A 16,112-nucleotide genomic window follows, 5' to 3' on the forward strand; every position below is an offset into this window, starting at 1 on the left:
ATAGCAGTAATTTATAAGGAATTATATTTTAAGCTATGGACAATTGAATAATAAACGCTAGAATTGAAATTAATTAACTACTCGATTATTTAGATTGTGTCAGTAGTTAAGATTTGCAGTTGGAGTAGAAGGGCGGCAACCCTTCTACCCCGTACCGGCTGCCCAGACTTTGAAACCCAACCCAGCCGATGGATATATTCTAGCGAATTCCATCGGTTAGGGATAGATCTAATTTGATGGAGGTCGTGATATGACTCACACTCACACCCTTTACTTTCATAACTTAAAGCAAAGTATTGAAAGTTCATTGTTAATATTCTTTTCTTATTGGCAGTGTCTTGCTGATAAAAAACCAAACCTTTCAATAAGTCATAATTTTTATGACAATGTCACTTTCAGGTTCATAGGAAGCACTAGGTTCTCTCCCATTTGTCAGATAAGAGGAGAGAGATATGCTTAATAATATGATTTCTATGACTGATTGTTTTCTTTCCAGTCAATCAAATTTGGAGCATTTTGCTTTAGGTTTAAGTTCCCATGTATTTTTTAATGAAACGAAACTCAAGCAGTGTCATGATTTGAGTCAAAGGCATTCTTGGATATACATGAAAAAGAATGCTCGTTTATTCATAAATAAATATAAAAGAAATACAGCGGTTAGAAGCGCCCTTGCTCAATATAGAGACTATTTAACCATTGAACAACCCTCTGAGAAGACCTTATTTGATATGGTTACTCTAGTGAAACGGGATCTTACTCTACCGTTATCCCTCTTCTTTAATGTGATTAATCGTATTTCTAATCAAACAGAGATTGAGTCTTTGTGGATTCGACATTTACGTTTTTGTCGTTATTTATTGCAAGCGATTAGACTTCAATCTATTTACCCTAAATCAGAAATAAGATTTAATGCGTTTATTATCTTTGTTGATGACAAATATAATAAACACCTCCGTTGTTATTGCGAATCAAATAGCCCTAGTTATACCATTGATGGAATGACATTTACTAATGTCAGATTATATTTTAATGAATCAATCCTTAATCAAAATTGTTTAAATAAACCGATGTTGTAGAGTGTTTATGGAACTTTACTAACGTTACCTTATTTATGAACAGTTAGCTCTTAATTGTTTTTAAGAGCTAACTGGGTTATTGAAATTAATTATCATAGGAGTTCCTATGGATCAGACATTGCTAACAACAAAAGAGCTCGCAGAGAAAATAAAATATACGCCGAACTATATTAGCTCACAATTGCGAGATTCAATATTCATGGAAGGGATCCATTATATTCGACCATTTAAAGGTGGGAAAATTTTATATATTTGGGAAGCGATTGAAGTTGAACTTTATCGTTCTGCATCAAGAAATCATATGTATATTCCAATGGCTGGAGGACGTATTTGTCATGGCTAGTGTAGGTGTAAGAAATGAAAAGCTTTACTTGGACTTTATGTATCAAAAAGTACGTTGTAGAGAACATACTCAATTATCAAACAATTTAGTAAATGAGAGAAAGCTGCAGAAGTTGTTAAAGAAAATAGATGCAGATATTCGATTAGGGTGTTTTGTCTATCGAGATTATTTTCCTGACTCTCCCCGTGTTGTTAAATTCATCAAACAAGATAATGCCGCAGAATTAAAAAAGGAGGAGATGCTCGGCCATTATAAAAATGCAGTTCAACAAGTTCAAGGTCGTGGTTGTATTACATTTGAAGATTTCACTGAAGAATGGTACGCAGAAAATGAAAGTCGTTGGAAAGAAAGTTATAAAGAGAGTATGAGAATTTATCTTTATAGCTACTTAGTTCCTCATTTTGGTGAGAAAGAAATGGATAGAATAGAGCGGCATGAGTTGTTGAAGTTTCGAGCTGAAATAGCGAAACCGAGGGACAATGGAAAGAAGCTTTCGGCTGAATTTATTAATCATGTGATGACACCACTTAGAATGATGTTGTCAGAAGCAGGTGATCGATTTGGCTTCAGAACACCATTTGAAAATATTAAAGCCCTGCGAATTGATAGACGAGATGTACAACCATTTGATCTTGATGAAGTGATGTATTTTTTACAGCATATTCGCTTAGACTTTAAAAACTATTTTACTGTACGCTTTTTCACTGGGATGAGAACGTCTGAAATTGATGGTTTGAAATGGCAATATGTTGATTTTAAACGTCGAACGGTTTCTGTTCGTGAGACGTTTGTTCATGGGCGTATGGATACAGCTAAAACTATTGGATCAGCAAGAGATATTCAAATGACAAGCTCAGTTTATGAAGCTCTGCAAGCTCAATTTAGAGAAACAGGTAATAATGAGTTTGTTTTCTGCAATAAAGCTGGTAATCCGCTGGATAAAAAGAATGTTCGGGATAGGGTTTGGAAACCTGCATTGATTGAGATGGGTATGAAGTATCGCCGTCCTTATGAGACAAGGCATACTTATGCTACTTTAATGTTAGCAGCAGGGGAAGCACCAGAATGGATTGCTCGGCAAATGGGACATACAACAACAAAAATGCTCTTTCAAACGTATAGCCGATTTGTACCTAACTTAACGAGAAATGATGGTAGTGCGTTTGAAAAACTATTGAAAGATAATGAACTGGATTGACTTTAAATAAGATAGGGTTCAAATCCCTATTTCTCCTCTATATTAGATGTGGAAAGCCATTGATTTATCAGTGGGTTTTTTGTGTCTAGGGAACATGAAACAGAAAGTGATCCAAAAGGAGTCACTAGAAAGTTTAGTTAACTCATTTGTACCTCAAAGTTTGTTACAGCAACTAGAAAAGGATCTGATTATTTCAGCTCCTTTTTTTGGATTCGCACAACAGAGCTATGTCTAACCCTTTACCCAGCCACCGCCAGTTTGAGTCGATTTATCAAAACAATTATCAAGGATCAATTGTAATTTTGTGGATGCTAACTCAACACCATTAAACTGACAAAGAGCTTCAAGCGCTTTATCTTCAGGAGAATAATTAGTATCACATAAACCAGTTGAATTATGGGAGTGCCAAATTTCAAATGGCTTACTTACAATTTCAATATCTTTTTTTAGTTCTTCAACTGTTTCCCATACATCAGTAATTTGCTTTCTCACTTTAACCATAATACTAAGCCTAAATAACTTTTAATATTTAATTATAAGTTCTTTCCATTCTAAAACAATATTTAATATATCTGACCTTATGTGTATTAAATCACTACGTAACTGATAAACAAAGAAAATCTTCTTGGCATAAAAACACCATAATGAGGCTTGTTTGATAAGTAAAGCTTAACAAAAAGCTCGAATCGGCCTTTGCTAGATAGTTAACTCTAAGTTACATGAGATTTTATAATGAACCGCTTGAAAGTATAAATTACTAGAGGATCTAACATGTTTTTGTCCAAAGGTGTGCTAAAGATTGTTCTGGCTAACTCGTTGAATGGCCCCAAAGCGTGTTAAAGTAAAAGGAAGGAAAATTATTCAATTATATATAAACAAACACCCCTTAATTGAGCTGATTAAGGGATGTTTGTTAATTCTGAGGTTTATTTGAACAAGGTTATAGTTTAGCAAACTTATACGTTTGATAACCGCCGATTAAATTCTTCGCTTTATAGCCATTGTTGACTAATTGACGATATGCAACGTTACCGCGCAAACCAACTTGGCAGTAGATAATGATCTCTTTTTCTTTTGGCAGCTCGTTAAGTCGATTTCTTAACTGATCCACTGGAATATTGATGGCACCAGAAATATAACCAACTTTTTCTAACTCTCCCGGATTTCTTACATCTAGTAGCAGTTGATTTCCATTTAAGTTATCGATTTCATCAAAATGGATGGGGTCTGTATCACCTTTTAAAATATTGCTAGCAACAAAAGCGACTTGATTGATCACATCTTTAGCACTACCGTATGGGGGCGCATAAGTTAATTCCAAATGTTGTAACTGTTCAACAGTCATTCCTGCACGTTGTGCTACCGCCAGAATATCAATACGCTTATCGACACCATCCTTACCAACAGCTTGAGCACCGAGTATTTTTCCGTTTTGAGGCGCAAACAACAATTTTAATGATACCGTTTCAGCCCCGGGATAATAGCTCGCATGGCTTGCCGTATGAACATATGCTTTTTGGTAAACCATCCCCTCTTGTACAAGCTGTTTCTCATTTTTCCCTGTTGATGCAACAGCAAGATCAAAGACCTTACAGATCGCAGTGCCTTGTGTGCCATGATAAGCTTCTTGACGTCCAAACATATTATTAGCCGCCATTCGCCCCTGACGATTTGCAGGACCAGCAAGAGGAACTAGACCAGGTTTGCCCGTGACAAAATCTGCATCTTCAATTGCATCACCCACAGCAAAAATAGCAGGATCACTTGTTTGCATATATTTATTCGTAGAGATACCACCAAAATCACCCAGTTCCAAACCAGCAGTTTTAGCTAATTGATTATCTGGTTTTACACCAATCGCCATAATAAGTAGGTTTGTTTCTAGACTAGTCTTATTCGAAAGTGTCAATGAGAGGGTTTTGTCTTTGTGCTCAACTGCTGAAAGTGCCACACCTAGCTGTAAATCTATATTTTTTTCTCTAATTTCAGCATGCACTAATCCAGCCATTTCTCTGTCGATTGGAGTCATCACCTGATCGGCCATCTCAATTAACGTTGTTTTAATGCCTAATTGATGAAACGCCTCTACCATTTCTAAACCAATAAAACCACCACCTACAACCGTTGCATGTTCTGGTCTGTTCTCCTCAATGGTTGAAATAATTTTATCCATATCGGGAATATTACGTAGTGAATACGTTAAAGGGTTATCCAACCCTAGAATCGGAGGAATAACAGGTGAAGCACCTGGACTTAACAGGAGAAAATCATAATTTTCTTGATATTGTGTATTATCCAATAGATTTTTGATCGTCACTTGCTTCTTTGAACGATCAATAGCAATCACCTCATTCATCACTCTTACATCGACATTAAATCGTGCAAGAAAGCTTTCCGGCGTCTGTAATAATAGGTTTTCTCGTTTTGGTATATCGCCACCAATATGATAAGGCAAGCCGCAATTTGCAAATGAGATATAAGGTCCTTTTTCAAAGATAACGATTTCAGCGTCTTCACTTAATCTTCGTGCTCTTGCTGCGGCCGAAGCACCGCCAGCAACACCACCTACAATAAGAATTTTAGGCATTTTAAATACTCCAAAGATAAATTAATCATTTCCACCTAATCATCTGCACACCTTAGCTGCTTTTCATGATCAGTTGCTATAAATTTATAATAACACCTAAATTAGATAATACTAATGTAATTTTTGCTAATTCAAAAAAAGCTAAATTAGCTTGACTTAATATACAGATTAACTAAACTAGAAAAAAGAATTTAAAGTGGTGAATCATGAATATCGCAGAATTAAGACCAAAAGCGGCACAAGTTTCGGAACAATTGAAAGTTATGGCACACCCTGAAAGGCTCCTTGTATTGTGCACATTAATGGGTGGTGAAGTAGGGGCGGGTGAGTTACAAAAAACCTCCGAACTTAGCCAATCTGCATTTTCTCAACACTTGAGTGTTTTAAAAAAGCACAATTTGGTTAGTGTTAGAAAAGAGTCGCAACAGGTTTTTTATTCACTTGCTGATGAAAAAATTCGACAATTAATTGGTTGTCTTCACTCAATTTACTGTGTTTAAGGTTAAATGATGACATTTCAACTTCCTTGGCTGTCACTATTTGGTGGCATGCTACTCGGCGTATCTGCTGTTTTATTACTTCTTTTTAACGGCAAGATTGCGGGGATCAGTGGTATCGTATCAGGCTTACTTTCACCGACACAAAAGGATTTCTTCTGGCGAGTACTTTTTATTATAGGTATGGTTATCGGTGGTATTTTAGGCTCTAAGCTTTTTGGAACAGAGCTTCCATCGAGTTATGATCACTCTTACTTTTATCTTGCCTTTATAGGATTCATTGTCGGTATAGGCACAAAACTCGGTAATGGATGTACTAGTGGCCATGGTATATGTGGTATGGGCCGTTTATCTAAACGCTCCATCACTGCAACTTGTACATTTATGCTGGTTGCTGCTATCACTGTATTTATTCGTTTTCATGTTTTATAGGGGACACAGATGTTTTTCTTTATTGCACTAATAAGTGGACTCTTATTTGGAATGGGTATGGCTCTGTCTGGTATGGTGATCCCTGAAGTTGTTTTGGCATTTCTGGATGTTGCTGGTAATTGGAAGCCAGATTTAGCCTTTGTAATGGGTGGTGCTCTGCTTGTTTTCTTACCTTGTTACTTTCTAATTATTAAACCATGCTCTAAACCTGTATATAGCAAAGAGTTTGCTATAAGTAATAAACAATCTATCGATAAACGCCTTATTGTCGGTGCGAGTATTTTTGGTCTGGGTTGGGGATTGGGGGGGATCTGTCCTGGCCCTGTTGTCTCATCGCTTGCAAGTGGCAATAGTGGTGCAATTGTCTTCTTTCTCTTTATGATGCTTGGTTTGTTTGTCACAAAAAAATGGATAAAATAAACTTTTAAATCTTTCCCTCCTCAATCAACTCTTTCTATATTAAAGGTTGCTACTTACTTCTTTGAGTATTCCTTGTTCAAATGAAGTGAGCTGCAAATATATTTAGGTTACACCCTGAACAATTATCAGTTCCAATGTTGTGGTCAAAGATGAAGATGGTCGCCCTTTGTTTAAGAATGGGTTCGTGTTGGCTATTCAGAAGGTTTTAGCTTAGCTTTAACGAAAATGGGGTTGTCGAACAAGAAACTATCTCATATCTCTAACTCGGAAATGCCCCAAAACGAGTTAGAAGGGGAATAATTTAAACAGAACACTCATTTCAGTTAGGCTACGAAAAAGTTGTAGTATTGCTATGTTACCAACTTGCAATAATGACTTATTAAATTAACTAAAATAGTTTATCCCAATGAGTAATTGCTAAATAAAGCAGAATAAGCCAACCCAATATAGCTAAAATTATTTCTACATAAGTGTATTTACTCATAAAACCTCTAAACCTTATTCATTATTAACTACAATTACCATTCTTATATTACAGCTTTATGACAAGTCATAAACAACATTAGTTTTCATTATTAATAACTGAGTTTGTTTTTTTAGTTGGTATAGTGGCGGAAATTTTTCCTCAGGTTTAATATGAATCAGTATATTTCAGCGATAAAACGTGTTTTTTCAACGCTTCCGAAAGTTGAGCAAATACTACATGGATTAACTGTACTTTGGGTTTTAATCCAAATTCTTTCGTCAGGATTAATGCATATAAATCATCACGCTATTTGGGCAGATATCTCTACATTAAGTCTCATACATATATACAGTGGTATACTTTTATTGCCTATTTGCTTGCTATTTGTTTTTATTATCATCAAACGTCGAACATGCAAAGACCTTTATCCTTGGGCATTCAAATACTTTTATCAATTAAAAGTTGATTTACTTATTCTCAAGCAATGCAAGTTACCCCAGCCTTCTCCAAGTGGTTTAGCTGCAACAGTTGAAGGTTTCGGATTATTAGCGTTGCTATCATCCTTGTTGACCGGTGTTGCTTGGTTTGTTGCTATAAAAGCTGGGCTTGATGCATCTTTTTTTCTTACTATTCATAAAACTACGGTTGGCTTAATTGAAACTTATTTCTATGCTCATGGTCTGATGGGGGTATTACATATACTCGTAGAGACAAGAAGGTATAAAAAGTCATCTATGCTATAAATATACGTCTTTCAGTAATAAATAGATTCCATTAGATTCATTAAAAGTATTTTCATTATATTGTCAATACGTACTTATTTTACAAAAAGGTAAAGAGGAACATTATGACCGAATTAGTTTCAGTAGTTATCCCTGCAAAGAATGAGCAAGGAAATATTGGTCAACTGATAACAGAAATCCATCAAGCACTTAACCTTTCAACTAACTTTGAAATTGTGATTACGGATGATGGAAGTACTGATAATACAGTCACTGAAGCCCTTTCAACTGCAAAAGCATTAAATTGCTCACTTCAAATCATTAAACATCAATATAGTTGCGGTCAAAGTACGGCTGTTCACTCTGCAGTTAAAAATGCCAAGGGTTCAGTTATTGTCACATTGGATGCCGATGGCCAAAATAATCCAGCAGATATTCCAGAAATGTTGGAATTAACTGAATGTATTACCAATCATCATTACTGTATAGCAGGTTATCGCAATAAACGTAAAGATACTCAATGGATACGATTTCAATCAAAAGTTGCGAATAAAATTAGACAAAGCTTGCTAAATGATGGTGTTCCCGACTCTGGATGTGGTCTTAAAATCTTTCCTAGAGATACCTTTTTAGCGCTGCCTTACTTTGACCATATGCATCGTTTCCTTCCGGCCTTAATTAAGCGTATAGGAGGGGAAATTAATATATTCCCAGTTGATCATCGAGATAGAATGGAAGGGACGTCCAATTATACAGCATGGAATCGTGTGTGGGTGGGAATTGTTGATATTATCGGAGTGATGTGGCTAGTTAAAAGAGCGAAGAAACCTACGTATACCATTGAGCATGTTGAATAATTAGTTATGAATAAATGGTTAAAATCAATAATGATATTTCTAATTATCATTGGTTTATATTTTTTATCAAAAAATGCCTTTTTACAACATTTGCTTAATAACCAGTGGCTTTATCATTATGTAAGTAGTCATGGTACGACAGGTCATATTATCTTGTTCTTATTTGCAATGCTATTAGTCGGGGTTGGAGGGCCTAAGCAAATTATTGCGTTTTCCTATGGTTTTATTTATGGCTTGAGAGAAGGGGTATTATTGACAATGGCAATCTATATGCTTGTGGCTGTACTAACCTATAGCTTTTCATCGTTCTCTTTACAGTCATATTTCAGGCATCATTCGTCAAAAAAAATACAGAAGTTCAAACAGTTTATAGGGGATAAAGCATTTATCAAGGTGTTGATATTACGAATTTTCCCCATTGGAAGTAATTTGGCTACAAACCTTTTTGCTGGAAGTTTAGGTATTCCTTTTCTCTCTTTTATTAGTGCCAGCTTTATTGGGTATATCCCCCAAGTTATCATATTTTGTTTAGCTGGAACGGGAGTTAGTGATACGAATCACTTACAGTTAAGTATCAGTCTTGGACTTTTCTTTATTAGTCTTGTACTCACTGCTTATCTTTATAAGCACCATGTGAAATCGATGATAGTGATGGATAATCAGTAACAATTCGAACTATAGTTTACTTTATCAATATGAGTAATTCTTTGGAGTAAAGAACATTGAATCAAATTCAACATCGAAAGCCCCTTATAGTGACGCTATTCTTCGCGCTAGTGATAATATTTATTGGTATTTCTATTCGCCCCCTACTACCAATTGATGAAACTCGTTATGTATCTGTCGCTTGGGAAATGTGGATGAATAATAATTGGTTAGTCCCACATATTAATGGCGCAACATATGCACACAAACCCCCAATGATGTTTTGGTTAATTAATATCACATGGGGGATTTTTGGTGTTTCAGAGTTAGCAACACGACTTATTGTTCCTTTTTTATCACTAATCAATTTTGTGTTAATTTATCATTTAGCAAAAAAAGTATACCCAAAGAATGATGGGGTATCATATAGTCCATTACTTCTACTCGGTTTTTCTGGCTGGTTACTTTATAGTTCACTGACAATGTTTGATTTACTATTAACTGTGGCAGTGCTAAGTTATCTATTATCTAGCTATCAATTTGCATTAACGTATAAATCAAAATATGTTTATATTTCCGGTATTGCGCTAGGTATAGGGCTATTAACTAAAGGCCCTGCTGTCTTTATTTATACACTTCCTTTATTTTTAACCTATCCATTTTGGTCTCATACTGAAATGATAAACAATAAAACATGGTTTAAAAAAGGATTTATCTCAATTGGTCTTGCGGTAGTTATCCTATTGCTTTGGGTAGTACCAGCCGTGATTATGGGAGGTGCAGAGTATCGAAATGAATTACTTTGGGGGCAAACAGCAGGAAGAATGCTTCATTCTTTTGCACATGCTCGTCCAATCTACTGGTATCTTCAAGTTTTACCTGTCTTAACTCTACCTTGGATTGTTTTACGGGGATTTTGGCAAAGAAATACTTGGCGATTAATATCATTAGGTGATCGTTATACGCTCATCGGTTTCGCCTCAACATTTGTTCTTTTCAGTTTAGTGAGTGGAAAACAGATACACTACCTATTTCCAACGTTTCCAATGTTAGCCATCTATATCTCTTCAAAATTAAATCTACAATATAAATTTGTTAGAGAGTATGGGCTAATTGCCTTATTGCTAAGTTTATCTATAGCAATGCTATCTAGCCGATTTTGGGTTCATTATGTATTTACAACTGTTAGTGATGTCCATGTTTATGAAATTTTGTTTATTGTCCCTTTGATATTATGTTGGTTACTGTATAAAGGTGAGAAACTTGGAAAATATTACTTATCCATACTATTTCTATCCTTACCTTTATCAATCATGGCAACCTTAGCTACCACAAGCCCAATGTTATACAGCGCTTATGATACTAAGCCAATGTCAATGGCTGTTAAAGCTGAACAAGATAAAGGAACGGAGGTAGCGTATTTGGGAGACTATCCTGATACCTATCAGTTTAATGGTAGATTAACTCACCCTTTAACGTTAGTTAAGGGACAAGACACAATGACGTGGCTAGCAGAACACCCTGATGCAGTAATTGTTTATACAGTTAAACATAAAGAAAAAATAGAAAATAAGGCTATATTCATTCATGCGTTTCGTAATCGCTATCAAGCCTTAATTAAGGCTTCAACATTATATGATTATCTAAAGGAAAGTGATTAAGTTAAAAACTAAATTACTAACTTTTTGCTTAATGATGTCGTGGACGAATAGATTCGTCCATAACTCAGAATATCCTTACATTTTGATTAACCCTTAATATATTGGATACCTAACACACTTTTGTCCACTTGTGAGTTAGAGTAGCCTTGCTCGTTAACTTATTACTGATTAATGGATTGCTTAGTTAGTATAACCTTTGCTTGAATATTCATTTATATCAAGATTTTTTAGATTGACTGTGGGGTTCGAAGATGGATATTTACCCTAAAAATAAAGGCAGTAAATCATCTTCGGTATCTTAGTGGGAGTAGTGGTATAAAGTGTTTAAAAATTTTTTATATTCATTTTAAAATTAAGATTTAATCACTTATATTCACGTTCATTTATGAGTCTAAAATTTACTGGTTTGTCACCATCTGTCACCGTGGTGACGGCTGGTGACAACTCAGACAAACGTCGTGAATAATTATTAAATGTTTAATTTTTGTTGCGAAGACGGTTTTTGTGGGTAGTCCTAATATTCAAGATTTTTACTTTTTTATGACTAAGGCTTAAAAGTATACGGTTTAAGTAAAAGATATAAAGCATTAACTAATTGAATAGATACAAAAAAGCCTACTCATTGAGTAGGCTTTTTTGTTTAAATATGGTGCCCGCTACTGGACTCGAACCAGTGACACCTTGCATGTCATGCAAGTACTCTAACCAACTGAGCTAAGCGGGCAAATTGTGTTTTCTGCATAATTAAGCAAGAAAAATGGTGCGTCCGAGTGAACTCGAATCACCGACCCCCGCCATGTCAAGGCGGTACTCTAACCAACTGAGCTACGGACGCACAAGTAATAGAGAGTCTTAATCTCTGCTACGGGGGATATACTACGATCACTCTAACTTACTGTCAACAGTGAAAAAACTGTATGCTTTAATTTTAATCATCTTGGTGTTTTTTTCATCTTAATCGTTATTTTCAGATTAAAGATTAAACAATTTATGTTGGATGGTCATGTGTCATTGTTTGAATAGTAACGTGATCTAATTTTGAACATGTAAGATCACGAACTCATCATTTTATTAACTTGGCTTAATTATTGCTTTAATTGAAATATTAACAAATTCATGATGTTAAAATATTGTTACTTATTATTGTGGTGCAATATAAAAGATAAAATCATGAAATAAAGTATTTCATTGTTACATTATAAATTTGAAGACTAAATCACAAGTGGAAAAGCGACTGATAAATAAGGATATTTTTTAAGTTGTTTTGATCTAAAATGATTTATATCAAGATGGAGAACAAAGATAAGCATAGTGCTACGGTATTGAAAAAAGGGAGTTTTAAATCTATTAAGTGATATTAAATAGGAATTTAACATTTAATGTGAGTTACCACACGGAGAAAAATCGATGAGTGACAATATAAATTATCAGCAAGATGTAAAAACTCATTCTGAGAAAGACAATTATCAGCAGAAACATAAGCCAGCAAGTGAGTTTGCATCAAGAGAAGCGTATCTTGAGAATGAACTTTCAATTATGGATCTTAAACGCTGGAAGGTGAATCTACCATTTCGAGATTTTGGTATTGAAATTGAAGATTGGGTACCTGCGGTTGCGGCTACGATTGGTAAGATAGTGATGGTAACGGCGATGGTCGCGGCTTTTGCAACTCAGTTTGGTTTATCTGCAGAGTTTGTTGCAGAAAATGTTCGTTTTGAGCTTCTTATTGCAGGTATTCTTTTTGTTATCCTTTTTTCTGCGATATTGAATCCACAAGCCAATTTAGCTGGCACACATGGTCCTATGATCCCACTCATTCCCTTGATAGCGACTTCTGGCGGTCATCCATTAGCTTTAGGAATTATGGTTGGCGTTTTTGGCTTGTTACTCAGTGTGACAAAGGGAGGTTCCCGTCTTTTAGATTTAACCGGCAAAGGGGTACGAGGTGGTTTATTAATCTATCTGGGTGCAATTGGTTTGATCGGACAAATTTCAAGTTTTGAAACTTGGACCGTTACTAATGGTTATGATGCGGTATCGTTTGTCATTATTCTGACCACAATTATTCTTTATTCTTATTTAGCTAAAATCCATAAGCGTTGGTTAGCTATTCCACTTTGTTCTGTTGTTGCTGGCGCGATAGCTTATTTTATGGGTGTTCCTTTCGCCTTTGTTACAGAGCCAGGGCTGCCAAATATGAGTCCGAGCTATTGGTGGGGCACAGACACGGGTTGGCAATTAGGTTGGCCAAATCTAGAACATTTTATCGCGGTTATTCCTTTTGCAATTTTAGCGGTAGCGATGTGGTCGCCTGATTTTCTGGGTCACCGTGTATTCCAAGAGATGAATTACCCAACAAAGGCAAAAAAAGCCTTGATGAACGTTGATGATACGATGACGGTGTGTTCGATTCGCCAAATGATTGGTTCATGGTTAGGTGGGGGGAATTTAACTTCATCTTGGGGGACTTATATTATCCCAGCTGCGATTGCTAAACGTCCTATACCAGGTGGTGCATTACTAACAGGAATTCTATGTGTTGTTGCTTCTGTCGTGGGGTATCCAATGGATTTAGCCATGTGGGCGCCAGTGTTACGTGTTGCTTTGATTGTTGGTGTCTTCTTGCCACTGCTAGAAGCGGGAATGCAGATGGTTAAATCAGAAAAAAATGCACAAAGTGCAGGTATATGTATCTTCTCTTGTGCACTTGTGAATCCAGTATTTGGTTGGGCAATAACTATGTTACTAGATAATACTGGCTTTATTGGCAATAAAGAACGAGCAAAGCGTTTATCACGTGCGGATAAGCTAATTATTCCTGCTATATCATTAATTATCTGTTTATTGGCTTTAGCTACGGTTGGTCAACTTCCCGGTATTGCACCACTAATTTAATATTAGAAGGGCATGGGTATTCTCTATATCTCTGCCTTTTTATTCCTAAAAATTCAATCTTATAAGGTTTTAATTTCTGGTTACGAAATGATTATTTATCAACAAAAGGTGATAGATATCTAAATTAATAGATAAAAAATAAGAAATTGTATTATTAACCCATTGTTAATACTAGATTGACAATGGTGATTATATCTTTTATATCTCAGGATGGCATTACAGGAGTTTAGCATGAGAAAAATCAATACGTTAAGTGGTTATATACACGAATATCAAAAGAGTATGACAACCCCTGAAGCATTTTGGGAAGAGGTTGCTGAGACCTTCTTTTGGCGCAAGCAGTGGGATAATGTATTAAATTGGGATTTTAATGACCCATCGGTAGAGTGGTTTCCTGGTGCTAAATTGAACATCACTGAAAACATTTTTGAAAGTCGTCTGCATACCCACGGTGATCATACTGCGTTGATTTGGGAACCCAATAACCCAAATGAAGAAGCTAAAAAATATAGCTATAACGAGCTTTATTCTGAAGTGAAAAAGATGGCTAACGTTTTACTTGATAATGGTGTCCAAAAAGGGGACCCGGTTGTTCTTTATATGCCAATGATTCCAGAGGCAACCATTGCAATGTTAGCGTGTGCTCGTATAGGTGCTATACATTCTGTTGTTTTTGGTGGCTTTTCTGCTCAAGCTTTATCTTCTCGTATCAATGATACCGAAGCAAAAATGTTATTAACCGCCAATGGGTATTATCGTGGTGAGAAAGAGATCAACATGAAAGCCAGTGTTGATGAAGCATTAGAGCAAAGTCCAACGATTTCTAGTGTGATTGTTGCTGATCGTTTAGCAAATAAACCAGATACTTCTTGGACTGAAGGCCGTGATAAGTGGTGGGATGGTGAGCTAGATCGTGTGAATGATCAAAATATCGCACAACAAATGGAATCGGAAGATCCACTATTCATTCTTTATACTTCTGGCTCTACAGGTAAACCCAAAGGAATCGTTCATACGACGGGCGGTTATATGGTGTATTCTGCCTTTACTTATCGAAACGTCTTCCAGATAAAACAAGCCGATGTCTATTTCTGTACCGCGGATATCGGATGGATTACGGGGCACAGTTATTTGGTTTACGGACCATTATTAAACGGCAGTACGACCGTGATGTATGAAGGCGTTCCAACTTATCCTGATGCTGGCCGTTTATGGGATATTATTGAAAAACATCAAGTAAACATTTTTTATACTGCGCCAACGGCTATTCGTTCATTGATGGCAATGGGAACGGAACATGTCCGTGAAAAAGAGATGAAAAGTTTACGCGTTTTAGGCACAGTGGGAGAGCCGATTAACGCAGAAGCTTGGCATTGGTATCATACGCATGTTGGTAAAGAACGTTGCCCTATCGTTGATACTTGGTGGCAAACAGAAACTGGTGGCATCATGATTTCCCCAATGGCGGGCGTCATTCCAACTAAACCGACCTATGCAACTCTTCCAATGCCTGGTATTAACCCTGTCATTATTGATGAAGGTGGAAAAGAGTTAACTGAAAAAGGTGTTGAAGGAAATTTATGCATTAAATTCCCTTGGCCTGGGATGGCAAGAACGGTTTGGGGTGACCATGATCGCTATAAGGAAACGTATTTCTCTCAATTCCCCGGTAGCTACTTTTCTGGTGATAGTGTTCGTCGTGATGAAGATGGTTATTTTCGTATTTTAGGGCGCGTCGATGATGTGTTGAATGTATCTGGTCACCGTTTTGGTACTGCCGAAATTGAAAATGCGATTAATACTCACCCTGCGATCAATGAAGCGGCAGTCGTTGGCTTTAAGCATGATATTAAAGGTGAGGGGATTTTTGCTTTTGTTTCATGCGATGCTGATCAAGTTTCACCTCAATTGGCAAAAAATGTTTCAGGTGGTGTTTCAAAAATGATTGGTCCTATTGCTCGTCCAGACCATATTGTTTTTGTTAGAGAATTACCAAAAACGCGCTCAGGTAAGATAATGCGTCGAATTTTACGTAGTATTGTCGAAGGTGAGCGAAAAGAGTTCGGTGATACCTCAACGTTACTTAATCCACAATCCATTGATGCGATAATCAATGCAGTGGATAATCGGTAATTAAAAATAGATTGAAATGACGTTTTGTTGGTGTGGTATTTCTAAAGGTACCAGCGACGAAATGATAATTTCAATGTGTAAATAACAGAGCCTTTAATTTCTTTTATATATAACATTTAAATATTATATATGAAGGATATTAAAGGCTTTTTCGATCATTATTTGTTATAAATACTCAAG

General features: G+C 36.1%; 14 protein-coding genes and 2 tRNA genes. 12 read left to right on the forward strand and 4 right to left on the reverse strand.

All coding sequences use genetic code 11. The features are described 5' to 3' along the window. The first annotated feature begins 452 nt into the window (after positions 1 to 452). From L0B53_RS04050 to L0B53_RS04060, 3 genes are all read left to right on the forward strand, one after another. Positions 453 to 1,076, forward strand: coding sequence for a hypothetical protein (locus L0B53_RS04050; protein WP_235059171.1), 624 nt, complete (start codon positions 453 to 455; stop codon positions 1,074 to 1,076). Between the two features lie 106 nt (positions 1,077 to 1,182). Then, positions 1,183 to 1,419 carry a hypothetical protein gene (locus tag L0B53_RS04055; protein WP_235059172.1) on the forward strand — a complete coding sequence of 79 codons (237 nt, stop codon included), beginning with the start codon at positions 1,183 to 1,185 and terminating at the stop codon, positions 1,417 to 1,419. Then, positions 1,412 to 2,617 (forward strand): tyrosine-type recombinase/integrase, encoded by a 1,206-nt coding sequence (locus L0B53_RS04060; RefSeq protein ID WP_235059173.1) that lies wholly within the window; start codon positions 1,412 to 1,414, stop codon positions 2,615 to 2,617. The genes L0B53_RS04055 and L0B53_RS04060 overlap by 8 nt, the downstream gene beginning before the upstream one ends. Before the next feature lie 231 nt (positions 2,618 to 2,848). Here the strand turns inward: L0B53_RS04060 and L0B53_RS04065 are convergent, their stop codons facing one another. After that, positions 2,849 to 3,118 carry a hypothetical protein gene (locus tag L0B53_RS04065; protein WP_235059174.1) on the reverse strand — a complete coding sequence of 90 codons (270 nt, stop codon included), beginning with the start codon at positions 3,116 to 3,118 and terminating at the stop codon, positions 2,849 to 2,851. A gap of 439 nt (positions 3,119 to 3,557) precedes the next feature. Then, positions 3,558 to 5,204, reverse strand: coding sequence for an FAD-dependent oxidoreductase (locus L0B53_RS04070; RefSeq protein WP_235059175.1), 1,647 nt, complete (start codon positions 5,202 to 5,204; stop codon positions 3,558 to 3,560). Between the two features lie 206 nt (positions 5,205 to 5,410). On the opposite strand from L0B53_RS04070, the gene L0B53_RS04075 reads away from it, so the two are divergent. The 7 genes from L0B53_RS04075 (at position 5,411) to L0B53_RS04105 (ending at position 10,904) form a co-directional block, all read left to right on the forward strand. After that, positions 5,411 to 5,704: a helix-turn-helix transcriptional regulator gene (locus L0B53_RS04075; protein ID WP_235059176.1), complete on the forward strand. Its 294-nt coding sequence runs from the start codon at positions 5,411 to 5,413 to the stop codon at positions 5,702 to 5,704. 9 nt (positions 5,705 to 5,713) lie between these two features. Continuing rightward, a complete protein-coding gene (locus L0B53_RS04080; protein WP_235059722.1) occupies positions 5,714 to 6,133 on the forward strand; it encodes a YeeE/YedE family protein in 420 nt (139 codons plus the stop codon). 9 nt (positions 6,134 to 6,142) lie between these two features. After that, on the forward strand, positions 6,143 to 6,553 hold the full coding sequence (locus L0B53_RS04085; protein ID WP_235059177.1) for a YeeE/YedE family protein: 411 nt from the start codon (positions 6,143 to 6,145) through the stop codon (positions 6,551 to 6,553). Positions 6,554 to 7,189: 636 nt separating this feature from the next. Further along, complete coding sequence (locus tag L0B53_RS04090) at positions 7,190 to 7,762, forward strand: cytochrome b/b6 domain-containing protein (RefSeq protein WP_235059178.1); 573 nt, start codon at positions 7,190 to 7,192, stop codon at positions 7,760 to 7,762. Between the two features lie 104 nt (positions 7,763 to 7,866). Next, positions 7,867 to 8,598: a glycosyltransferase family 2 protein gene (locus L0B53_RS04095; RefSeq protein WP_235059179.1), complete on the forward strand. Its 732-nt coding sequence runs from the start codon at positions 7,867 to 7,869 to the stop codon at positions 8,596 to 8,598. A gap of 6 nt (positions 8,599 to 8,604) precedes the next feature. Continuing rightward, entirely contained in the window at positions 8,605 to 9,264 is a 660-nt protein-coding gene (locus L0B53_RS04100) for a TVP38/TMEM64 family protein (protein ID WP_235059180.1), read from the forward strand. Positions 9,265 to 9,320: 56 nt separating this feature from the next. Then, positions 9,321 to 10,904 (forward strand): glycosyltransferase family 39 protein, encoded by a 1,584-nt coding sequence (locus L0B53_RS04105; RefSeq protein ID WP_235059181.1) that lies wholly within the window; start codon positions 9,321 to 9,323, stop codon positions 10,902 to 10,904. A 647-nt stretch (positions 10,905 to 11,551) separates the two neighbouring features. Here the strand turns inward: L0B53_RS04105 and L0B53_RS04110 are convergent. Then, positions 11,552 to 11,628 (reverse strand) — tRNA-Val (locus L0B53_RS04110). A 34-nt stretch (positions 11,629 to 11,662) separates the two neighbouring features. Next, positions 11,663 to 11,739 (reverse strand) — tRNA-Val (locus L0B53_RS04115). 572 nt (positions 11,740 to 12,311) lie between these two features. Here L0B53_RS04115 and L0B53_RS04120 point away from each other — a divergent pair. Beyond that, on the forward strand, positions 12,312 to 13,799 hold the full coding sequence (locus L0B53_RS04120) for a DUF3360 family protein (RefSeq protein WP_235059182.1): 1,488 nt from the start codon (positions 12,312 to 12,314) through the stop codon (positions 13,797 to 13,799). 231 nt (positions 13,800 to 14,030) lie between these two features. Then, positions 14,031 to 15,932 (forward strand): acetate--CoA ligase, encoded by a 1,902-nt coding sequence (gene acs, locus L0B53_RS04125; protein ID WP_235059183.1) that lies wholly within the window; start codon positions 14,031 to 14,033, stop codon positions 15,930 to 15,932. The last annotated feature ends 180 nt before the right edge of the window (positions 15,933 to 16,112 follow it).

The sequence above is a fragment of the Vibrio sp. SS-MA-C1-2 genome, assembly GCF_021513135.1.
Taxonomy (GTDB): Bacteria; Pseudomonadota; Gammaproteobacteria; order Enterobacterales; family Vibrionaceae.